Source organism: Streptomyces sp. NPDC026575, assembly GCF_055567415.1.
Genome location: NZ_JBVHQM010000030.1, coordinates 76,825 through 98,396, shown reverse-complemented (window position 1 = coordinate 98,396; position 21,572 = coordinate 76,825). Strand labels below are relative to the sequence as shown.

The 21,572-nt window shown below is 69.2% G+C and carries 13 protein-coding genes and 2 pseudogenes; 8 read left to right on the top strand and 7 right to left on the bottom strand.

All coding sequences use genetic code 11. The features are described from left to right. The first annotated feature begins 33 nt into the window (after positions 1-33). Positions 34-261, top strand: a complete 228-nt coding sequence (locus ACZ4NB_RS32070; RefSeq protein WP_467666549.1) for a hypothetical protein — start codon at positions 34-36, stop codon at positions 259-261. Positions 262-759: 498 nt separating this feature from the next. Here ACZ4NB_RS32070 and ACZ4NB_RS32065 read toward each other — a convergent pair whose 3' ends face one another. Further along, complete coding sequence (locus ACZ4NB_RS32065) at positions 760-1,779, bottom strand: isopenicillin N synthase family dioxygenase (RefSeq protein WP_467666548.1); 1,020 nt, start codon at positions 1,777-1,779, stop codon at positions 760-762. Positions 1,780-2,325: 546 nt separating this feature from the next. After that, entirely contained in the window at positions 2,326-2,934 is a 609-nt protein-coding gene (locus tag ACZ4NB_RS32060; RefSeq protein ID WP_467666547.1) for a hypothetical protein, read from the bottom strand. Between the two features lie 433 nt (positions 2,935-3,367). On the opposite strand from ACZ4NB_RS32060, the gene ACZ4NB_RS32055 reads away from it, so the two are divergent. From ACZ4NB_RS32055 to ACZ4NB_RS32045, 3 genes are all read left to right on the top strand, one after another. Further along, positions 3,368-5,425, top strand: a complete 2,058-nt coding sequence (locus ACZ4NB_RS32055; protein WP_467666546.1) for a transglycosylase domain-containing protein — start codon at positions 3,368-3,370, stop codon at positions 5,423-5,425. 60 nt (positions 5,426-5,485) lie between these two features. Then, positions 5,486-6,775, top strand: a complete 1,290-nt coding sequence (locus ACZ4NB_RS32050) for a polysaccharide deacetylase family protein (RefSeq protein ID WP_467666545.1) — start codon at positions 5,486-5,488, stop codon at positions 6,773-6,775. A gap of 155 nt (positions 6,776-6,930) precedes the next feature. Continuing rightward, positions 6,931-8,061, top strand: coding sequence for an amidase domain-containing protein (locus tag ACZ4NB_RS32045; protein ID WP_467666544.1), 1,131 nt, complete (start codon positions 6,931-6,933; stop codon positions 8,059-8,061). 177 nt (positions 8,062-8,238) lie between these two features. Here the strand turns inward: ACZ4NB_RS32045 and ACZ4NB_RS32040 are convergent. After that, positions 8,239-8,571 (bottom strand): annotated as a pseudogene (locus tag ACZ4NB_RS32040) (transposase); the annotation flags it as partial. Positions 8,572-8,928: 357 nt separating this feature from the next. On the opposite strand from ACZ4NB_RS32040, the gene ACZ4NB_RS32035 reads away from it, so the two are divergent. From ACZ4NB_RS32035 to ACZ4NB_RS32025, 3 genes are all read left to right on the top strand, one after another. Next, positions 8,929-9,684 carry an IclR family transcriptional regulator gene (locus ACZ4NB_RS32035; RefSeq protein WP_467666543.1) on the top strand — a complete coding sequence of 252 codons (756 nt, stop codon included), beginning with the start codon at positions 8,929-8,931 and terminating at the stop codon, positions 9,682-9,684. A 106-nt stretch (positions 9,685-9,790) separates the two neighbouring features. Further along, positions 9,791-12,634 carry a SpoIIE family protein phosphatase gene (locus ACZ4NB_RS32030; protein WP_467666542.1) on the top strand — a complete coding sequence of 948 codons (2,844 nt, stop codon included), beginning with the start codon at positions 9,791-9,793 and terminating at the stop codon, positions 12,632-12,634. Positions 12,635-13,052: 418 nt separating this feature from the next. Beyond that, positions 13,053-14,195: an ABC transporter substrate-binding protein gene (locus tag ACZ4NB_RS32025; protein ID WP_467666541.1), complete on the top strand. Its 1,143-nt coding sequence runs from the start codon at positions 13,053-13,055 to the stop codon at positions 14,193-14,195. Between the two features lie 730 nt (positions 14,196-14,925). On the opposite strand, the gene ACZ4NB_RS32020 is transcribed toward ACZ4NB_RS32025, so the two are convergent. The 3 genes and pseudogenes from ACZ4NB_RS32020 to ACZ4NB_RS32010 form a co-directional block, all read right to left on the bottom strand. Further along, complete coding sequence (locus ACZ4NB_RS32020; RefSeq protein ID WP_467666540.1) at positions 14,926-15,264, bottom strand: hypothetical protein; 339 nt, start codon at positions 15,262-15,264, stop codon at positions 14,926-14,928. Between the two features lie 212 nt (positions 15,265-15,476). Then, positions 15,477-15,680: pseudogene (locus ACZ4NB_RS32015) on the bottom strand (IS701 family transposase); the annotation flags it as partial. Positions 15,681-15,804: 124 nt separating this feature from the next. Next, the gene (locus tag ACZ4NB_RS32010) at positions 15,805-16,341 is read right to left on the bottom strand and encodes an Lrp/AsnC family transcriptional regulator (protein WP_467666539.1); all 537 of its coding nucleotides are present in this window, start codon (positions 16,339-16,341) and stop codon (positions 15,805-15,807) included. A gap of 59 nt (positions 16,342-16,400) precedes the next feature. On the opposite strand from ACZ4NB_RS32010, the gene ACZ4NB_RS32005 reads away from it, so the two are divergent. Continuing rightward, entirely contained in the window at positions 16,401-17,666 is a 1,266-nt protein-coding gene (locus ACZ4NB_RS32005) for a trans-sulfuration enzyme family protein (protein ID WP_467666538.1), read from the top strand. 761 nt (positions 17,667-18,427) lie between these two features. Here ACZ4NB_RS32005 and ACZ4NB_RS32000 read toward each other — a convergent pair. Then, positions 18,428-20,971: an NACHT domain-containing protein gene (locus tag ACZ4NB_RS32000; RefSeq protein ID WP_467666537.1), complete on the bottom strand. Its 2,544-nt coding sequence runs from the start codon at positions 20,969-20,971 to the stop codon at positions 18,428-18,430. Positions 20,972-21,572 lie beyond the last annotated feature (601 nt).

Sequence of the window (21,572 nt, the reverse complement as noted above, 5' to 3'; positions counted from 1 at the left end):
CAATACACCCTGCCCGGCCTCCCCGACGGCTGCGTGCCCGATGCGGTGGTCATTCGGCAGGACTCCTACTGGATCGCCGATGCGTGGCAGTTGAAGTCGCCGATCGACCTGTTCACCTCCACCCGCAGCTACACGCATGAGATGTGGGCGGGCGGCCCCTACGGTGCCACCACCTGGTTCTGGTCAAACGTGTCGGAGAAAGACCGCACGAAGACCTTCCACCTCACGCCGAACCCCGTTGATGACGATGACGACTGGTGAGCTGTTCCTCTTGGGTGTCGTCACCGTGACAGCCCCCATGGAGGGGATGCGGAGTGTGCCGCGCAGGTTGAACCGCTTGAACCGCCGCAGCAGTCACACCGCCAGGGCCATGAGGACGGCCCGGAGCCAAAGATCGGGCCAGGTACGTCGGGGGCAGCTTCCTCGTGTCGTCTCGCGCAGCCGACGGTCAGGCCGCCGGTGGTGCGTCATCAGCCGCAGGCGGCGCCTCTCGGTCCCCTGTGGCCGGAGCTCGCCGCCGGCCACCGCCCATGGCGCAGGTTCCATGAGAATGAGGGCGGGCCTGAAGCCCGGAGGCAACAGGCCCGCCCGGTGGGTCCGGCGCTCAGTGCGATCAGCGCGGAGGTGCGGGTCAGCGCATGTAGTACATGTGCATGGCGTCCTGGGCGCTGCTCGGCTACTCCTGTGCCGCAGCTGAGAGAGCCTCAGCTGCGGCCTCTGTGCCGTTGCCCGCACAAGCGTTGATCAGCCTCATCCGGTCTACTCAGCCGCGCTCAGCTCCTGGGCGAGGAGGGCGGCGTGATGGCGACGGGCAACCTGCGGGTGGGCACGCAGCCAGCCCTTCAGCTCGTTGCGCCCGTACTCGGCGAACAGAGGGTTGGCCGGGTCCTGGGTGACACCGGGGGCGTAGCCGGCGTGCGGGAACGGCAGCGGTGCGATGCGCGCGTCCAGGCGCGGGTTGTAGAAGAACGGCACGGAGTACCGCTCCACGGCCCCGGGCGGGCTGACTACGCGATGGTTGGTGGCCTTGAGGTAGCCGTTTGTTGCCACCTCCAGTAGTTCCCCGAGGTTGACCACGAACGCCCCCGGCAGCGGCGGAACGTCGTGGAAGTCCCCGTCCGCGCGCTGTACCTGGAGCCCGCCGACCTCGTCCTGCAGCAGCAGTGTGAGAAAGCCGTAGTCCTTGTGGGCGCCGACGCCCTGCCCGGTGCCGTCGGTGGCACTGCCGGGGTAGCGGACCAGCTTCAGGTGCAGGTGCGGGTCGGTGGCGAAGACGTTGTCGTAGAAGTCGGCAGGCGCGCCGATCGAGGCGAGCAGTTCGTGCAGCAGAAGGTCGGCGACCTCGGTGAGCCGGTCCACCCAGGCAAGGGCCGCGGTACGCAGATCCGGCAGGGCGGCAGGCCACTGGTTGGGGCCCTTAAGCCACAGGTAGGCGGGCTCGCCTGGGCCGGGAGCGCGGGCGGGGCGCTCGGCGCCTATGTCGAGCTGGTCGCGCCAGTCGCGGCTGCCTCCGGTGTGCTCGTCGCCGATTCGGGTGTAGCCGCGGAAGTGCGGGGACTTGAGGTTGCTCACGGCGAAGCGGTCCGCCTCCGGAAGGGCGAAGAAGCGGCGCATGGCGCCAAGGAGCGCATCGGTCTGGGCCGGGGTGACCCCGTGGCCCGTGAGCTGGAAGAAGCCGACATCTCGGGCGGCCATGTGGAGCTGCGCGTGCAGGTGGGCGCGCTCCTGGGGACCACGGGACGCGGCGGACAGGTCAATCACGGGAAGCTGCTGCGACATGGTGTTTTCCGCGGGTGAAGGCCAGGCCGTACTCGGCGGTGGCCGAGGGAGTGGCGGCAGGCCCGGGTAGGGCGGGCCGCGAGGCCGGGCAGATGTGCAGAGGGAAGACCGCCTGCGCGGAAGGGCCGGGCGGGCGGAGCGGAAGTCAGCCGAAGCGTCGACAGGACATGCTCGTGACGCGGAGGAGGTCCACGTGGCGGCGTCGAACGAGCAGGAGCATGGCAGGAAGGATACTGCGCTGACCAGCGGGCCAAGCGTGGTGCACATCACGCGGAGCTTGTCGGCACCCTGGTGACTGGTGACTGGTGGCTCCCTGAGCGCTGTCGACAGCCCTGACCCAGCAATCAGGTAGCTGACGCCAAGATCCGGACCATCCACGGACCAACGCTCTCCCGACGGCAGTCCTGACCACCGTTTCAGCAGGTCAACTCCGCCATGAGCGCCGTACCACCAGCAGACGAAGAACCTGCTGGTGAGCTACTCGCCGAAGAAGCTGGGGTTCTTCTAGGTCCACGAGAAAAGGCGCCTGAACTGGGCTTTTGCCCGTCAGGCGCCTTTCGCTCCCTCAGGCGCCGCACCCTGGCTGATGCGATCCCACTCCCACATGGACTGCTCGATGAGGCGCTTGGCCTGCTCCCGGACGCCGTCCAGGAACGTGGCGTAGTGGCGGAAGAGGACCTCGATGCTCCGGCCCGCGCGGCGAGCGCATTCGGCCGGGTCCACGCCGGAGTACAACCAGAAGGAGATCCCGGCGTGCCGGAGGTCACAGGGCCGCTTGGCCAGGCCGGAGGCGCGCTCCGTACGGGGCAGGACGTACTCCCTTGCCCGATTCCACGTCGTGCCGTACGCCGCGGCATCCACATAGTTCTCCGCCTGATTCCGGAACAGCCGTCCGTCCGGCGCCACACCGAATCGTTCGATGTGCGCACGGAGCTTGCGGACGAACTGTGGCGGGACGGGCACAGGCCGGGTTGCGGTATCCGCGCGGCGCTTCAGCGAGTGCACCTCGTGCACCGCCCCCTCGCCAGTCCGCTCCTTTCCTGCAGTGATGACGCCACCCGACAGGTTGAGCATGCCCCACCCGGTCTTGGCCAGATGGCACTGCTCAAGCCGGAGATGAATGACCTCCGCCGGCCGCATGGCCGCGTAGTACATGGAGCCGAAGAACGCCTCAAGGTGAGGACCGCGCCCGGGCCTGGTTCGTGAGCGATGACGCGGTGGAGCCGCCAGGCCCCGTCTGCTTGTTTCCGCTCGACCTTTGTGTGGAGATTTCGAAAAGATCGCTGATAGGTTTGTATATGTGGTGAAGGCCGCGGCGTGGCTTGGGGGTGCGGGATGACAGTTGCGGCTGCGGCGGCTGTGTCACCCCGTGCGAGCCACACGCATAGTGCGGAGGGGACACGGAGTGACTGGGGCTGGGCGGGGGGCGGGTAGTCCGGATGAGATACACGGGCCATCGTGCCGCCGACGGATCGCGCCCCGGGAGCCGCTCGCCAGTGAAGGAACCGGCGTCCGGGCACCTGCATCCGCAGACCCTGAACGCACGGTACAGCTGAGGGTCGAACTGCCCGCACTGACCGGTGAGACCATGCTGACGCGGCCGAAGCGGTCCAACGGACGGGCCGGTCAACGTAGAGCCGCGCAGCCGCCATCCCCCCGCATACGCATCGGTGCGCTGCTGGCCTCCCTCGTCGGGCGGCTGGCGCCGTGCGCTCGTCGGCTCAGGCCGCGTTATCCGCGCCCGGGCCCCACCGGCTGGCGCCGCTGGGTGCCCTCCTGCCGGCAGTCGCTGGGCGTCGTGTCGACGGCCGTCGGCCTGACCGGACTGTTCCTGGCCATCGCCTACGCCGCCACCGACATACCCAAGGACTTGAACGCGTACGCCACCCAGCAGGACAACGTGTACTTCTGGTCCGACGGCACGCCCATGGCTCGCACCGGCTGGGTAAGGCGACAGGCGATGCCGCTGAAAGACATACCCGAGGACGTTCGCTGGGCCGTGCTGGCGGCCGAGAACGAGAGCTTCTACGGCGACCCCGGCGTCTCGTTGAAGGGCCTCACCCGCGCCCTGTGGCGCACGGTCGGTCAGGGCGACACCCAGGGCGGCTCGACCATCACTCAGCAGTATGTCAAGAACGTCTACCTGAACCAGGAGCAGTCCGTCAGCCGCAAGTTCACCGAGGCGATGATCGCTCTCAAGCTCGACAACCAGATGAGCAAGGACGAGATCCTGGAGGGATACCTCAACACCAGTTGGTTCGGCCGCGGCACCTACGGCATCCAGCGCGCCGCACAGTCCTACTACGGCAAGGACGTCAGCGAACTCAACGCGAGCCAGGCCGCTTTCCTGGCATCGCTGCTCAAGGGCGCCAGTCTGTACGACCCCACACTGAGTGCGGCCAACCACCACCGGGCAGTGAAGCGCTGGAACTGGACCCTGGACCGGATGGTCGAGATCGGCAGGCTGTCGCCGTCCAAGCGGGCCGGGTATCGGACTTTCCCCGAGCCGGTCAAACAGAACCCGTTGTACGACACCGGTCAGCAGAGTGACTACCTGGTGGAACTCGCCTCCCGATACGCCCAGAAAGCCGGGCACATCTCGGCCAGGCAGTTCGACCTGGGCGGCTATCAGATCTACACCACCTTCGACCGCAAACGGGAGGCGGCTCTCGACGACGTGGTGGCCAAGGCGCGCAAGAAGGCCCGGCAGGCCCACCCGGACGCGGCAGCCACCGCCCATTACGGCGTCGCGTCGCTGGCCACCGACGGCCGCATCCTCGCCATCTACGGCGGACCGAACCACCGAAAGCAGGGCTACAACGAGTCCAACGCCGGGACGGTACCAGCCGGTTCGGCCTTCCTTCCGTTCGTGTACGCGGCCGGTCTCGAACACGGCATCGTCAGGCGGCGGGACGCGCCCCGGGAGAAGGTCACCCCGCACTCCCTCTATGACGGCGACGACAACGTGCCCGTCACAACCCCGGAAGGCCCCTACTGGAACCGCAGCGGCAAGAAGGTCACTGCCCATAACGATGGCCGGAAGTCGTGGGGCCGGTTGACGCTGCGCGAGGCGCTCGCCAAGTCGGTGAACACCCCCTTCATGCAACTGGGCATGGACACGGGCCTGGACAAGGTAAGGAAGACGGCCGAGGCGGCTGGGCTGCTGTCCTCAAGTATGGGGCCGCAGGTACCCGCTCTGTCCCTGGGCAGTTCCACGCCGAGCGCGATCCGCATGGCCAGTGGCTACGCCACCTTCGCCGCCGCGGGGCAGCACATCGAGCCTTACTCCGTGCACCGCATCACCCGGAACGCCTCGGCCGTGCGGCTGGACCCCCCGGACGCGCGCCGCGCGGTCACCGCCCAGGTAGCCGGGGAGGTGACACAGGCGCTTGCAGACTCCTTCCGCTCCGCCCACCCTGACGCCGCTCCCGCCGCGGCGGCGGTGTCCGGCAAAGCCGGCACCGCCGCCGACGGCACGGCCGCCTGGTACGTCGGCACGGCCCGCGCCGTGTCCACGGCCGTGGTCGTCTACCGCATGGATCTGGCCAAGAGCCTCGAACCGCTGCCGCTGAAGGGGCTCGCGGGAACCGCGGCCGACAGCGTCCCGTACGACATCTGGTCGGATGCTGTGGGCCCACTGCGCTGACCGGCCGGTCGGCCACATCCGCATCCGCATTGGAACCTCCCTCGCAGATTTGAGTCCTGTATGAAGTCCACTCCAGGTCGCCGTCGTAAGGGGCGCGCGCCCCGCCGCACCGTCCGTACCCGGTTCGTGGCCCTGGCGTCAGCCGCCCTCGTCGTTTGCGCGGCCGCCGCGGGCTACCTGGTGTTGAGCCAGACCGACGGCCAAGCTTCGGCTCCCTCCGGCGGCAAGGGGGGATCGGTTGCCCAGGGCTCGACGGAGCCTCGCAAGGAGCCGGAGTGGGACGGCACACCCAAGGTCCTCGGGGACGGATCGACCTCCTACACCGGTCCGCAGAAGGGGCAGTTGAAGGCGGCGCCGCTCAAGGCAGCGGAGAGGCCGCCACAGTTCGTCGTCTTCTCCTGGGACGGCGCGCTGGAGGGCGACGACCGGCTCTTCTCCCACTACCGCGATATGGCCAAGGACTACGACGCTCACATGACCTTCTTCCTCACCGGCATCTACCTGTTGCCCAAAAGCAAGAAGGATCTCTACCACCCGCCCCAGCACACAGTGGGCTCCGCCGCGATCAGCTACCCCACCGACGAGCACATCCGCACCACCCTGACGCAGCTCGCCGCGGCCTACGAGGACGGCAACGAGATCGGCACCCACTTCAACGGCCACTTCTGCGGAGCCAAGGGGGGCGCTGACTGGAGCGTGGCGGAGTGGAAGAGCGAGATCGACCAGTTCTACAACTTCGTGGAGAAGTGGCGGACCAACACCGGCTACAAGGACAGTCCCGCGCTGCCTTTCGACTTCCGCAAGGAGGTGACCGGCGGTCGCGCCCCCTGCCTGGAGGGCCAGCCGAACCTGCTCAAAGCCATGAAGAGCTACGGCTGGCGCTACGACGCGAGCTCCCCGGGCGACTTCCAGATATGGCCGAGCAAGAAGAACGGCATCTGGGACTTTCCGCTGCAGATGCTTCCGTACCCCGGTGGCAATTACCAGGGCCTGTCGATGGACTTCAACTTCCTCTACAACCAGTCCCATGGTGAGACCGAGGGCGATCCGGCCAAGTATGCCGACTGGGAGCAGCAGACCGTCGCCTCTTACATGGCAGGCTTCAATCGCGTCTACTACGGCAGCCGAGCACCACTGTTCATCGGCAACCATTTCGAGGACTGGAACGGCGGCATCTACATGAAGGCCGTTGACCAGGTAGTCAAGAACATCTGCGCCAAGAAGGGCGTCAAATGCGTGTCCTTCAAGGAACTCGCGGACTGGCTCGACGCGCAGAAGCCCGAAACGCTGCAGCGCCTGCGCGGTCTGGATCCGGCCCAGTCGCCGGACTGGTCCACGGTCGTCAAATGACCCGGAAACCAACCTGACCCTCTCACACATCCCTTCACATACTTCACACACCTCGTGCAAAATTCGATCGCCCGGTCTGTGTACCGGCGCAGAGGGGAACATCGTTGAAATCCAGAAGAACAGGCCGCAAGCGGAGCCGCGCCACCATAGTCACGGTGGCGGCAGTCTCGGTGACCGCCGGAGTCCTGCTACCCAGCGGGAGCGCGAGCGCGACGGCCACCGACGCCCCGACGGTGGACTCGGCAACCAAGGCCGCATTTCAGCGGCTGGCCGACGCGGTCTTCACCGATCGCACGCAGTCCCTGGTGGGCGACGCCCGGAGCGGACGTCAGAAGTCGTACCCGCAGCGGACGTCCGGCTTCACCGGAAGGGTGCGGCTGTCCGAGACGCAGTCTCGCGAGGAGGAATCGACGCTCGCCGAACTGCGCGCCCGCAAGTCCAGCCTGGCCCGACTCGGCGAGAGGTACAGCGGAGCCGGCACCAGTGTCGCGCTGGACGCCACCCGGGTGAAGGGCCGGCACGCCACGGTCGACGTCACCGAGACCACGACCCTGGCATACGAGAAGGCCCAGGGCGCCGAGCCCAAGACCACCGGATTCCGGGCCCACCACGAACTGACCTTCCAGGCCGACCACAAGGGTGACTGGCAGCTGACCGCTGTCGGCGATATCGACGACGGCTACCTCGCGGTGAACCAGGTCGCCAAGCCGTCCGTCGCCGGGCCGGCCACCGCCGCCGACCCGCCCTCGGCGACCCGCTCGGCCACGACGCGGCCCGCGCCGGCCAACCCGAAGAATTTCACGGCCACCGGGTACGACTACAACGCCATGGCGGCCTACGCGACGAAGTACTGGAACAGGTACAACCCGGACTACCCCGACTTCAGCGGCGCCGGCACCGGCGGGGACTGCACCAACTTCGTCAGCCAGTCCCTGAAGGCGGGCGGCTGGCAGCACGTCCCCGGCTACACGACGGACTTCCACAAGTGGTTCGGCAACTCCGACATCCAGTCGGACTCCTTCGTCGGCGTCAACGAGTTCTCCTGGTTCGCCCTGTCTTCCCAGCGCGTCACCAGCCTCGCGAACGTCTACCAGATGGACGTCGGGGACGTGCTGCAGTTGGACTTCGACAGGGACGGGTCCAAGGACCATTCCATGATCGTCACCCAGCGCAGCCGGCAGGGCATGCCGTACGTCACGTATCACTCCACCGACACCTACAACAGGTCGGTGGCCAGCCTCGTTGCGTCGTACCCGAGCGCCGCGTACTACGCCTACCGCACCTGAGCGGTACCCGGCACCAGCGGCCTGCGCTGCGGCCCGTGGCCACCGCACTTCAGAATCCGCACGGTCGGATGATCCGCGGTGGCCGTACGCGTTCCCGCCCAATCGGCGGCCTGATCGGCACCCGTGAAGCCACAGCCCGGATCCGGAGCACCGTCGCTTCGTGGCTCTGAGCAGTGAGAATGAGGTTCGCCCGGACATTTGCCGCTTGATCGTTTTGATTCTGTTGACGGGCCCTTCGACGTTGCCGGAGCTGTGGGGCAGGGTGATGCCGGCGGTGACGGCGTAGAGGTCCTGGCGAATGGAGTCGGCGAAGATGCCGATGGCATCCGGGCCGCCCAGCTCGGCCTTCTGAATCCAGTCCGGCAGTAGGCGGACCTGGCGTTGGCGGAGCATGTCCGTGAACTCTCGCGCGACGTCACAGGCCGAGGCGATCTCCGGGCAGGGACTCCGAACAGCTTCCAGCTGGGCAACGTCGGAGGTATTGAGTCTCTCCTGGGGCGCATGATCCATGAAGTGATGCCGCGAGGGCCGGGAGTCACCGAGCGGGCAGGGGCCGCGATGCCCGCCCGAAGTGCCATCACGTGGCGGTTCGGCGCCGCTGCTTGCCGTCGCGGCCTCGATTTCGGTGCGGGCGCTCGGTGGGCCGCGGGTGCCGCACTCGTGCCGTCCCTCGACGCGGCCGTAGTCCATCCCCGCGGCGCGCCGGGCCGCCACTACCGTTCCCTCGTCCGCCCGACTCCCCCACCGGCGTCGGCGGCAGCAGGTGGCCTACCGAGCGCAGTCGCTGCCCGTACGGATGCGGTACAGATGCGTGAGCCCGCGAATTACCGCCTTGCCTGCGCCGAGCGGCGGACGCAGGCTGGGCATATGGCGACCGAGGGCCCCATCCTGATCGCTTCCGTGCAGCGCGCTTTCCGGCTGATGGAGGCCGTGGGGGCGCACGAGGGCGGTGCGCCGGCTCAGCAGCTGGCACGGGAGACAGGGCTGGCGCTGACTATCACGCATCACCTTTTGCGTACGCTCGCTCACGACGGGTACCTCCGCCAGCTGGAGGACGGCGGCTATGTCCTCGGGGACCAGCTGGGCACCCTGCAATCCGGCGGACGTGAACAGGCGCGGCTCAGCTACGTCCGCCCGGCTCTGGCATCGCTGCGGGACGATCTTTCGGCCGCCGCCTACCTGACCTTCTACGAGGACGGCGAGATCCAAGTGGCCGAGATCGTCGACAGTCCCCGGGCGCCGCGGGTCGACATCTGGGTGGGCTTCGAGGACGCGGGGCACGCCACGGCACTGGGCAAGTGCCTCCTGCGCGAACTCGGCGACGAGGCGCGCAACGATTACCTCTCCCGGCACCCGCTCGCCGACCTCACGCCGCGCACCATCACCAGCCGCTCCGAACTTGTGCGGCGGCTCGACACCTCGCCCCGTCCGCCGGTCGTCACGGACATGGAGGAGTACACGCTCGGGACGTACTGCGTTGCGGTACCGGTGTTCCGCGGGCAGACGCCCGGTTCGCTCGGAGTGTCCTTGCGAGTGGACCGGCTGGCGCAGCTCAACCAGGTTCGCGACCGGCTGATTCCGGCGGCGAAGCGCGTGACCAGGGGGCTCTCGCTCACCATCTGAATTCGCCCTCCCACCGCCTTCTCGATGTGCTGTGGGAGGCCATCGCGTGGGCAGCTGCCATGGCACGCCTTGCCAGCACCTGGGCAAATCGGAATAAATAGGAACCATGAGCGGAGATTCGCGCCGTTGCCGGCGTTGGCTGGGCCGCGCGGCCGGCCGGTCCGCTTTTCCAGGCGTGCCTCCTACCCGGAGCGGCACCGACGACCGGCAGGACGAACGCTCTGCGGTGGCCGGTGGGCCGCGGCCCATACCGCCCTCGTTGGCCAGACGCAGCGTCGCCCGGGAAGTCTTCCTCCTCCAGCTGGTGCTCGTGGTGCTGCTCGTCGCGGCGGCAGTGGTGGCCATCGTCGTCCAGGCCCGGCGGGACACCATGACCGACGCGCGGCACCGGACGCTCGCCGCCGCTGAGTCCTTCGCACACTCCTGGGGGCTCCAGGAGGCGCTGAACAGCGACAATCCGACCGCGAAGCTCCAGCCGCTCGCCGAGGCGGCCCGGAAGGCCTCCGGCGTCGACGCCCTCATCGTGTACAAGCTCGACGGGATCACCCTCACCCACAGCGACCCGCGACAGATCGGCAAGCACGTCATCGGCCCGTACGCCGACGCCGCCCGGGGCAAGCCCTTCACCAGGACCTTCGAGGGCGCCCTGGGCCTCTCCGTGATCTCTGCAGTCCCCGTCAAGGACTCCTCGGGCAAGGTCGTCGCCATCGTCGCCGCACCGGTCAGGGTGGAGGAGGTGCAGAAATCGGTCGACCAGCAGCTGCCCCTCTTCCTGGGCACCGCAGTCGCGGCGCTGGCACTCGCCGGAGGCGGCGCGGGTCTGGTGAGCCGTCGGCTGCGCCGGCAGACCCACGGCCTGGGACCGGCCGAGATGACCCGTATGTACGAGCATCACGATGCGGTCCTGCACGCGGTGCGGGAGGGCGTACTCATCGTCGGCCGCGACGGGCGGTTGTTGCTGGCCAACGACGAGGCACGGCGGCTCCTGGACCTGCCCACGGACGCGGAGGGACGCCACGTCGGCGACCTGGGGCTGGACCATCGCACCGCCGAGCTCCTGGCGTCCGACCGGATCGCCACCGACGAGGTGCACCTGGCCCAGGACCGGCTGCTGGCCCTCAACAAGCGGTCCACTGCCCCCCACGGAGCCCACCAGGGAAGCGTGGTGACCCTCCGCGACACCACCGAACTCAGGTGGCTGTCAGGGCGCGCCGAGGTGGCGCGGGAGCGGTTGCGGCTCCTCTACGACGCCGGGGTACGGATCGGCTCCACGCTGAATGTCGAGCGCACCGCCGAGGAGCTGGCGCAGGTGGCTGTCCCCCGGTTCGCCGACATCGTCACCGTCGAGCTGCTGGACCCGGTCCTGAAGGGCGAGGAACCGACCGTGGCGGGTACCGAGCTGCGCCGGACGGCCATCGCCGGCCTGGCGCCGCACGATCCGCTCTACCCCGTCGGCGAGCTGATGGGGTTCGTCCCGGGCACCGGGGTAGCGGCGGGTGTGGGCGAAGGCCGCTCCGTGGTGGAGCCGGACCTGGCCGGCTCCACCGGCTGGCGGTCCCAGGACCCCGAACGCGCCCGGCGCATCCTGGACCACGGGGTGCATTCCCTGGCGGTCGTACCGCTGCGCGCCCGGGGAGCGGTGCTGGGGCTGGTGCACTTCTGGCGGTCGGGGGGCTCACCTCCGTTCGACGACGAGGACCTGTCCTTCGCCGAGGAACTGGCAGGGCGGGCCGCAGTGGGGATCGACAACGCCCGGCGATACACCCGCGAACGCACGATGGCGATGACGCTGCAGCGCAGCCTGATGCCCCGCGGCCTGCCCGACCAGGACGCTCTGGAGGTGGCACACCGCTATCTCCCTGCCCAGGCGGGAGTGGGCGGGGACTGGTTCGACGTCATCCCGCTGCCCGGCGCCCGGGTGGCGCTGGTCATCGGCGACGTGGTCGGACACGGCCTGCATGCGGCGGCCACCATGGGCCGGCTGCGCATCGCCGTGCACAACTTCTCGGCCCTGGACCTCTCCCCCGGCGAGCTGCTGGGCCACCTGGATGAACTGGTGACCCACATCGACGTCCAGGACGAGGACACCGAGGACGGACCGGCGATCACCGGCGCCACCTGTTTGTACGTCGTCTACGACTCCGTCTCCGGGCGGGCCACCGCGGCGACGGCCGGCCATCTGCCGCCCGCCGTGGCCCACCCCGACGGCAGGGTGGAGTTCCTGCACTCACCGGTCTCCCCACCGCTGGGACTGGGCACCGGCCTGCCCTTCGAAACCGCCGAGCTGTCGCTGCCGGAGGGCTCCCGGCTGGTGCTCTACACCGACGGGCTGGTCGAGAGCCGCAGCCGCGACCTGGATACGGGGCTGGAAGCACTGCGTGCGGCCCTCGCCGGGCCGGACCGCACGCCGGAGGACACCTGCGCCGCCGTCATGCAGTCGCTGCTGCCCGCCGGGTCCACCGACGACGTCGCGCTGCTGGTGGCCCGGACCCGGCGGCTGGACCCGGCACACGTCGCCGAGTGGGACGTGCCCCGCGATCCGGCGGCGGTGGGCCCGGTCCGCAACGGCTGCGTCCGGCAGTTGGCGGACTGGGGTCTGCAGCACATCGCTTTCGGCACCGAGCTCATCCTCAGCGAACTGGTCACCAACGCCATTCGCTACGGCGCCGACCCCATTCACGTGCGACTGCTGTACACCACCCGAACCCTGATCTGTGAGATCTCCGACGGCAGCAGCACCTCCCCGCACATCCGCCAGGCGAAGGACACCGACGAAGACGGCCGCGGCCTCTTCCTCGTCGCGCAGTTCGCCGAACACTGGGGCACCCGCTACTCCCCCAGGGGCAAGACGATCTGGGCCGCTCAGACGGTCTCCCCCGACGCCCTGCCCTCCGAAGAGGAGCCGCGGGAGGACCTCCTCAGCCATTGGGAGAACCGCGGGGAGTGGTGAGGCCGTGGGTGAGGCGCTCACGCCCGGGGACGGACGTGGCGCCTCCTACGCGCGTGGCGCCTACTCGCCGCTGTGACCTGGCCCGATCACCGTCCCAGCAGTGGCCCGCAAGGCGGCGGAGTACGCTGGTTTGGACCATTGCTGGAGAGAGAAGCGTCGGGCAGCGACACGGCGCGGCGGGATGACTCAAGGACCGCCCGCGCGCCAAGCCGTCGGCGGCTCTGTGGGAGTGCCGAGAACACCCACTCAGCGAGCCTGTGAGGCCCCGTCGGTGTTCCGCCCCACCTCCGGCGTGCACCGTCCTTGGCGGTCGGGCCGCTGTACGGGCCGTACGACCGCCTCGTGTCATGGCTCGCCCTGGTCCGCGTCCGCCACCCGTTCGGCGGACCGCTCCCCACCTGGCCCTGCTGGAGGCGTCGTGGCTACACATCACCGGGTCCGCGCAGGCGCTCTCCTCTGCTGTCTCGGCCTTGTGGCGCTCGGTCTCGGCGCCTGTCAGGAAGAGAGAACCACCCGACCGGTCGAGCCCTCCCGGGCCGAATCCGCCGCGGAGGTAGGCGGGACGACGACACTGATCAAGGCGGCGAAGAAGGAGGGCAGGCTCAACACGATCGCGCTGCCGCGCCAGTGGGCCAACTACGGCGCGCTGATCGACGGCTTCGAGAAGAAGTACCGCATCAAGGTCGTCGTCGACAATCCGTCCGGTCACAGCCAGCAGGAGATCGATGCCGTGAAGCGCCACCGCGGCCAGGAGCGCGCTCCCGACGTGCTCGACCTCGGGGACTCCTTCGCCCAGTCAGCGGCGCGGCAGAACCTGCTGGCCCCTTACCGGGTCGTACAGTTCGACAAGATCCCACCGGAACAGAAGGACGCCGAGGCCCACTGGTACAACAACTACGGGGGCTACGTCTCCATCGGCTGCGACGCCGCCCGCGTCCGGACCTGCCCCGCGTCCTTCGCGGACCTGCTCCGTCCGGAGTACAAGGGCCTGGTCTCGATGCACGGCGAACCCACGATCGCGGGATCGGCCTTCGCCTCCGTGTACGCGGCGGCGCTCGCCAACGGTGGCTCGTTCGACGACATCCAGCCGGGCATCGACTTCTTCGCGCGGCTCGACAAGGTCGGCAACTACAACCGGGCCGACCCCAACCCGGCCGCGATCGCCAAGGGCAAGACACCGATCAGCATCGAGTGGGACTACCTCAACCTGCAGCACATCGACCAGCTCCGCGGGACGGGCGTGGACTGGAAGGTCTCCATTCCCTTCGACGGCAGCTTCTCGCAGTACTACGCACAGGCGATCAACAAAGACGCCCCCCACCCGGCCGCGGCGCGACTGTGGGAGGAGTACCTCTTCAGTCCGGAAGGCCAGAACCTCCGTCTCGTGGACTACGCCCGCCCGGTGCTGATGTCCGCCATGGCGAAGAACGGCACCCTCAACAAAGCCCTGGCCGCCCGGCTGCCGACGGTCGAGGGCACACCCCAGTTCCCGACCGAGGCCCAGCTGAACAAGGCGCTGCAGACCGTCCGTGAGAACTGGGCCAAGGCCGTCGGCGGCTGATCCGTCCTCGCCGGCCCGACGAAGACACCTGGTGTTCCTACCCAGGGAATTCCAGCCCGCCGGTGACCTTTGAGGAACGGAGCCGTCCGCGGAGCGGATGTGATCGAGGAACGTCTTCGCTGAGACCGCCGCATGACGCCGGGGCGCGGGGGCCGCGCACTCCTACCTCACGCCGTTGCCAACCACCCTGACCTGACCTAACGTCAGCCGAGCCGATACCGCTTTCCTCAGAACTTCGCAACAGGCGGCCGTGGATCCCATGGCGGATCCAGGGCACCACCAAACCCCTGGGTTCGACGGAAAGCGCCGGGTATCGGAGCCGACAAGCACCAGGAGCCGACGCCGTGCCAAACGGCCAGGCGCGTATCTCCGTATCGCCTCCGACCGCTTCGGTCTCGAAGCAGGCATCGAACGCCAGCTCGAAGACGCCGAGGGCTCCAGGAACCGCCTGCGCTGGGGCCCGTTCGCGAAGGTCTACCGGGAGAATGACACCTCGGCCCTCAAAAACCGCAAGGTCATCAAGGCCCGACGGCTCCATCGATTGGATGGTCCTGCGTCCCGAGTTCCGCCGGCTGCTCGCCGACCTCGCCCACGGCGTCATCGACGGAGTGATCTTCTACGACCTCGACCGGCTCGTCCGTCAGCCCCCGGGACCTCGAAGACCTCATCGACATCGTCGAATACGTCAAACGGCCGGTCGCAGGCGCCACCGGCGGCCGCATGAACCTCATCAACGACAGCGACCGCCACATGGCTCGCATGATGTGCGTGATGGCCCCAAGATCAGAGCAGCATGTTGATTCCCGGCAACCCTGAGCAGCCGCGGCCGGCCCGTCCCGACCGCGATGATCGGGTCGACCACCGTCAGGCAAGCCATGGCGACCTCGGGCGGGCCGTGCACGTACGCCCGCTGGACGAACCAGCCTCCCGCCACCAGCGCGAGTACGACGGCCAGTGCGTCCACGACGACTGCGGTGCCGACGCCCTCGGCAGCGACGCGCTGGGACGCGGCGTGCACCAGTACGGGCACCAGGCCGAAGCACGCACCCGCTCCGGTGGCGAAGGCCAAGCCGCGCACCCGAGGGTTCACACGGGCACTCCGTCGCACGCCGGCCGCCGCGCAGAGCGCCACAACAGCGAAGACGAGCAGACCCGTGCGCATCTACGCCCACGGCGGCACACCGTCCGATGCCGCGCGGCACACGCGGGGGACAGCCACTGGCGGACGTATGGACGGCGTGATGCCGGAGCCGCGCGGCCGACGCGAAACACAGGCCGCCACCACCGCGAGCACGGCGGCAGGACCAACTCGGCAATCTCGATGCCGACGGGTGCGTAGGCGAGGTAGCAGGCGAGTTCGCCGGGGTCGGACAGCCTGCGGCGAGCCATCACCCAGCGGTGATGGGTGGGCGGATCGGAGTCGACGATGAGGTTGGCGGGCAGTTTCGCCGCGGCCCGGTCGTAGACGCGTGGGCCCTTCGCCCCGCCTGCCCGCGCGGCCGCTAACTTCACCGTCAAAGGACAACTGCGACGGCCGCCTCGCGGCGCGGCACATCCTTCGCGCCTCCGAGATCCGAATCCGCGGCTCCGGCTTGGGCCGGTATACGCATCAGCCTCCTGGGTTCCCGGGGGCCTGATGGTCGAACGTGGTCGTGGGGGCGGGAGCGCCGTCGGGCCGGGGCGGCAGCAACGGGCCGCAGTCCCACTTCTGGAAGATCAACCGGGTTTCGACGCGCGCCACTTCGGGCCGTGAGGTGAACCCGTCGAGGACCAGGCGCTGAAGGTCCGCCATGTCCGCGACCGCGACGTGGACGAGATAGTCGTCGGGCCCGGTCAGGTGGAAGACCGTAATGGACTCCGGAAGCGCCCGGATCCGCTCCACGAACGGCCCCACCAACTCCCGCCGATGCGGTCTGACCTGCACGGACAGCAGTGCCTCCAGGCCCCGGCCCAGCTTCGCCGGGTCCAGCCGCAGCTGATGGCCGAGAATCACTCCCGAGCGGCGCAGCCTGGTCACCCGGTCCAGGCAGGTAGATGGCGCGACACCGACCTGTGCGGCGAGATCGCGGTACGTCATCCGTGCGTCGTTCTGCAGCAGCCGTAGCAGATGGAGATCCACCGGATCGAGTACGACAGAATCGGTCATATGCCGAACGTAGCACGGGGGTCCAGGCTCCGACCCCGCTCAGTGTTCAGACTCTGCGCATGGACTCCGGCAGCTTTGACACCTATGACGTACCGGCTGACCCGCAGGGAACCGGCCATTCTCCCGACGGCACCAGTCGTCGTATCCCAGGCGTGCCCGCACCCCGGGCGCTCGCCACCGAGGCGGTGCACGCCGGGCGGGACGACCTCGCGCGGCAGGGGGTGCACGCCCCGCCGATCGACCTGTCCACGACCTACCCCTCGTACGACAGCCGGGGCGAGGCCGCCCGGATAGACGCCTTCGCGGCCGACGGTGCCGAACCGGAGGGCCCGCCCGTCTACGGTCGCCTCGGCAACCCGACCGTCGCCCGCTTCGAGACCGCCCTCGCGCGTCTTGAGGGCACCGAGAGCGCGGTCGCTTTCGCCACCGGGATGGCCGCGCTGAGCGCCGTGCTGCTCGTACGCAACGCGATGGGCCTGCGCCATGTCGTCGCCGTACGACCGCTGTACGGATGCAGCGATCACCTGCTCACCGCGGGGCTGCTGGGCTCCGAGGTGACCTGGGTCGACCCGGCGGGCATCGCGGACGCGCTGCGCCCCGACACCGGCCTGGTGACGGTCGAAAGCCCGGCCAACCCGACCCTCGCCGAACTCGATCTGAGAGCCGTCGCGCACGCCTGCGGTTCCGTCCCGCTGCTCGCCGACAACACCTTCGCCACCCCCGTGCTGCAACGCCCCGCCGAGCAGGGAGCCCGTCTCGTCCTGCACAGTGCCACTAAGTACCTGGGCGGCCACGGAGACGTCATGGGCGGCGTGGTGGCCTGCGACGAGGAGTTCGCCGGGCGGCTGCGCCAGGTGCGGTTCGCCACGGGCGGAGTGCTGCATCCACTCGCGGGCTATCTGCTGCTCCGTGGTGTGTCGACGCTTCCTGTACGGGTCCGAGCTGCGTCCTCGAACGCGGCGGAGCTGGCCGGCCGGCTCGCCGCCGACCCGCGCGTCACCCGCGTCCACTACCCGCGCATCGGAGGCGCCATGGTCGCCTTCGAGGTGGCCGGCGACCCCCACGACGTCATCGCGGGCGTCCGACTGATCACCCCGGCCGTGAGCCTCGGCAGCGTCGACACCCTCATCCAGCACCCCGCGTCCATCAGTCACCGCATCGTGGACGCCGACGACCGCCGCGGCGCGGGAGTCAGCGACCGGCTGCTGCGGCTCTCGGTGGGGTTGGAGGACGTGGAGGACCTGTGGGCCGACCTCGACCGGGCGTTGGGGACGGCTCCGCGGTCGGGCAGGGTCCCCCGGGAAACGGCGGTCGCGAACAGGTAGAACCGCAGACGACGACCGGTCCGGTCGTCGTCCTGTGCGGTCGGGACCCCACCGCGGTGCCGAGCCGCAGGCATCGACGACGAGATCGAATTCGCACCGTAGGGACGCGGTGTCCGCGCGGCGCTTCGGCGAGTGCACCTCGTGCACCGCCCCCTCGTCAGTCCACTCCTTTCCTGCAGTGATGACGGCGCCCGACAGGTTGAGCATCCCCACCCGGTCTTGGGCAGGTGGCACTGGTCAAGTCGCAGATGAATGACCTCCGCCAGCCGCATTTCCGCGTAGTACATGCAGCCGAAGAACGCCTCAAGGTGAGGACCGCGCCCAGGCAGCTGGGCAACTGCACCGCATCCTGCTCAGCGAGCTGAACGCGGCCGGCCGGCTCGACTGGTCGCGGGCATGCGTGGACGGCTCCCATATCCGCGCGAAAGGGGGGAGCCGACACCGGACCGTCGCCGGTCGACCGCCGGATCCATCAGATCGACGGCGGCCCGAGGTGCCTGGCGCGCCCTTCGCGGATCGGAGCCGCATTCGAGCACTGCAGTGCTACTCACTGCCGCGCCAGCCTGGCATGGGGAGGGCAGCAACCTCCTGCGCCTGTTCTCCAGGCAGGCTGGGACGCTTTCCACTTCGAGCCGTCCTTCCCTTGGTTGAACCGTTGCATCAGGCTGGTGTGGCTCCCGCAGCGAGTGCGCACGAACCACCGTGAGGCGCGGCCACACCGACGACAGTCGCCGCCGGCCCGCGGGTCAGCTGGCAGTCCGTCACCTCCCTGCCGGAGGCCGCCAGCGTTCGCCTGCGAAGCGTACGAGCGCCTCGTGCAGTTCGGGCGGGGTCGTCACGTCGTCCGGGTCTCCGGTGGGGGTGTCGAGCGGCCACAAAGCGATCCAGCCCGCACTGTTGACACGGATCCGCGGCCCGGCAGCGATCTCGGGCCTCAGCCGCAGGTGAAGCATGACAGTGCCGTCGCCCTTGCCGAGCGGCGGTTCGTACAGGCGCGCAGCGACTTCCGCGATGTCCGCCCACGCGAAGCGGGTCGTTCGCTTGCCCACCGCGAATGCGATGCCGTCGGTGTCAAGGCGCAACTCGGCCCGGCGCCAGGTCAGTGGCGGGACCAGCAGGTCGATGACGGGTGGGAGCGCCACGAAGAAACCCACGATCTGCCAGGCGTCAGGATCGTGCCAGCCCTCCTCGATGGTGATGATCCCGATCCACACCAGGGCCAGCGTCCACATCCCCACGTACGCGGCCGGATACCCCCTACGGCGCCGGAGCCCGACATAGCCGGGGATGTGTACGGACCGGAGGGTGCTGCTCGTCGCAGGAAGCGGGCGGACCGGCCAGGGCGCGCGGGCGGCGGAGTTCCGAGGCCGGGGAACGGGGGCGCCGCCGCGCCAGTCGGCCGCAAGGTGTGCCTGGAGTTGGGCGTGGCGGAACTGGTAGACGCCGCCGACCTGCCGCAGCAGGCCCACCCGGCGCGCGTCTTCGAGGAACGCCATGGTCGACCACGGCACTCTCCCCAAGGCTGCGAGCGTCACTTTCGCAAGCAGCCACTGCGTCCAAGGGCTGAGTGCCACGATCACCGCAGCCACCCCCGTGGTTCCGGAGATCCAACTGCCCAGCAGCACGGTGCGGTCGGGGACCCTGACAATGGCCAGGGTGCCGATGGCCCCGATCACGGGCGCGACGCCGAGCACCATCAGCACCGTGCTGGCCCGCTCGCCACGCAGCAATGCCCGCGGTCCGACGGCCTGCGCGGTGTCGGCCGGCGCGCCGACGACCATCATGAGCAGCGCCGGAACGATGAAACCCAGCGCCAGAAACGGTTCGTCCCGGGCCAGGAGGAGAGCGATGGGCGCCAGGAACACAAGGAACCAGAACAGCCCCGGGATGCGCGAGCGGTGCCTGCCGAACGCGGCGAGCCGACGGGGCAGAGGCCCCTTCCACAGCTGCGAGAGCAGCAGGAGCACACCGCCCATCAGCCCGAAGTTCGTGGCGGCAACGGCTCCCGCGGCCACCTGGAAGGCCAGAAACGGATCGCCTCCGGTGAACCAGTCCTGGAACCACGTGGAGCCCGCCATCAACAGGACGTACCCGGCCACCAGCACCGGCGCCTTGAGGACCGTCGGCGGCTTCGCGCGGTGCAGCTCCCACCACGCGAGCTCCCTCGTCTTCACCGCGGTGAGATGGGCTGCGAGGAAGCCGAGGGCACGCTGCGCGTGCGCGAACCCCCACTCGCGTATCGGGTGGGGCTGATGCGGCGAGGCCGGCCCGGAGGGGAACGCCGCGGGAACAATGGAGTCGAGCAGGTGGCGCTCGACCATCGCCGCGTCGGGGAAGCGGGAGCCGTCGGCGAGTTCGCCCGGGTCGGCGTCCGGACGGGCGTACACCGTGCGGGCCAGCCACAGCATGAGCGGGGACGAGAGAGCTTTGGACGCCGTGTCCTCGGGGCGGTGTGCGAGGTGGTCGAGGAGCACCTGCCACTGCCGGCTCCGCCGCGGATGCGCGGAACCACGCAGGTACTCCGCCGCCGCGGCAGCTGCCACCGGCTGTGCCCTGATCACGGCTGCCGCCTGTAACACCGCATCTTCTTCGACGATTTCGGTGTACTCGGCCGTGCGGGAGGTGAGGATCAGCGGCAATCCGTCGGCACCCGCCTTGTTGAGGCCGGCCAGCGCCGCGGACCGGAGCGGGCGCGGTAGTTCGTCCAGGCCGTCGAGGACCGGCAGGACCCGCCGGTCGCGTACCAGCTCGCGGATCCGGGTCCGGTCGAGGTCCCTGGTCAGACCGACGTATTCCTCGCGGATACGGCGTGCGAGCCAGACGTCGAAGTGTTCCTTGCCCGCGTCCCAGGACGACACCAGCAGTGGTACGGGGACGGGTCGCGTCGCATCCGGCAGGCTCAGCAACTGCAGGGTGAGCAGGATCGCCAGGGACGTCTTGCCCGCACCGGGAGCGCCGATGATCACCAGGCGCCGGGCGGGGAGCGCGTGGTAGGCGTCGGCGAGTTCGGCGAGGCCCGCAGTGCTGCCGGTGATGTCGGCGCCGACGTGCTCGCGGTGGTCGGCGACCGTCCAGTCGGCCCGCCAGCCCACCGCGAGCCTGGCGCTTCCGGTCAGGCCCCGGGCCCCCGCCTCGTCCCGCCACTGGGCGAGCACCACGCGCGCCAACTCGGCGGCGGCGCGGTCGGCCGGCGTCTGCGGCGGCGGATGGATGTGCACGGCACCGAAGTCCCGGCCCTGGATCACATACGTCGCGCTGCCGCCGGAGAACACGTTGTGCACGTCGCCCTGCGTGTGATCCGACACGTCCGCTCAGCCCGCCTCTCTCGGTAAATGGTTCCGCCGCTTTGACCGCATGTACGTGATGTCGTGCGTGGAGCCCGCGGCCATCCCCAAGTATTCGAGTCGTCCAGGGTCGCTGGTCACCTTCCGCACGAGCATCTCCTCACCGTCCGGTAACTCCCACTGGCCGGTAGCCACCCCTTCTCTGCCCATCCTGTCGGCGCGGGCCCCCGTCCGGGAGCCCCGCGACGTAGGCCGTCACCACCTCACCTGTCGCTCTGTGGCGCGGTGCAGGAGCGGCGACCGCCTTCAGACTGGGCTGGGAGGTTTCCGTCAGGCAGCCGTTGAAGGCTCTCCCGTACCGGCTGGTCGCGAGTAATGCTCCGCAGCTGCCGCTGTCTCCGTCATGGGCAGCTACGGCAAGTACCGTACGGCGGACAGTCTCCGGGTCGACGAGGTGTACACCATCCGGGCGCCGATGCCCGACGAGGAAGTGGAGTGGCAAAGGGCCCAGCCCCAGGCCGGCGCAAGGTCCGGCGCGAACGGCGTGCGTGCACGGCTGATCCCTGGTGCGGTGACACTCGCCGTCAAGCCGCCGAACTCCTGCAGGAACCTGTCCGCAGCA

Bases quoted from the DNA above. Each gene is read 5' to 3' on its own strand.
- ACZ4NB_RS32065 (WP_467666548.1), bottom strand. From the start codon at position 1,779: ATGTCGCAGCAGCTTCCCGTGATTGACCTGTCCGCCGCGTCCCGTGGT.
- ACZ4NB_RS32060 (WP_467666547.1), bottom strand. From the start codon at position 2,934: ATGTACTACGCGGCCATGCGGCCGGCGGAGGTCATTCATCTCCGGCTT.
- ACZ4NB_RS32055 (WP_467666546.1), top strand. From the start codon at position 3,368: ATGCTGACGCGGCCGAAGCGGTCCAACGGACGGGCCGGTCAACGTAGA.
- ACZ4NB_RS32050 (WP_467666545.1), top strand. From the start codon at position 5,486: ATGAAGTCCACTCCAGGTCGCCGTCGTAAGGGGCGCGCGCCCCGCCGC.
- ACZ4NB_RS32035 (WP_467666543.1), top strand. From the start codon at position 8,929: ATGGCGACCGAGGGCCCCATCCTGATCGCTTCCGTGCAGCGCGCTTTC.
- ACZ4NB_RS32030 (WP_467666542.1), top strand. From the start codon at position 9,791: ATGAGCGGAGATTCGCGCCGTTGCCGGCGTTGGCTGGGCCGCGCGGCC.
- ACZ4NB_RS32010 (WP_467666539.1), bottom strand. From the start codon at position 16,341: ATGACCGATTCTGTCGTACTCGATCCGGTGGATCTCCATCTGCTACGG.
- ACZ4NB_RS32005 (WP_467666538.1), top strand. From the start codon at position 16,401: ATGGACTCCGGCAGCTTTGACACCTATGACGTACCGGCTGACCCGCAG.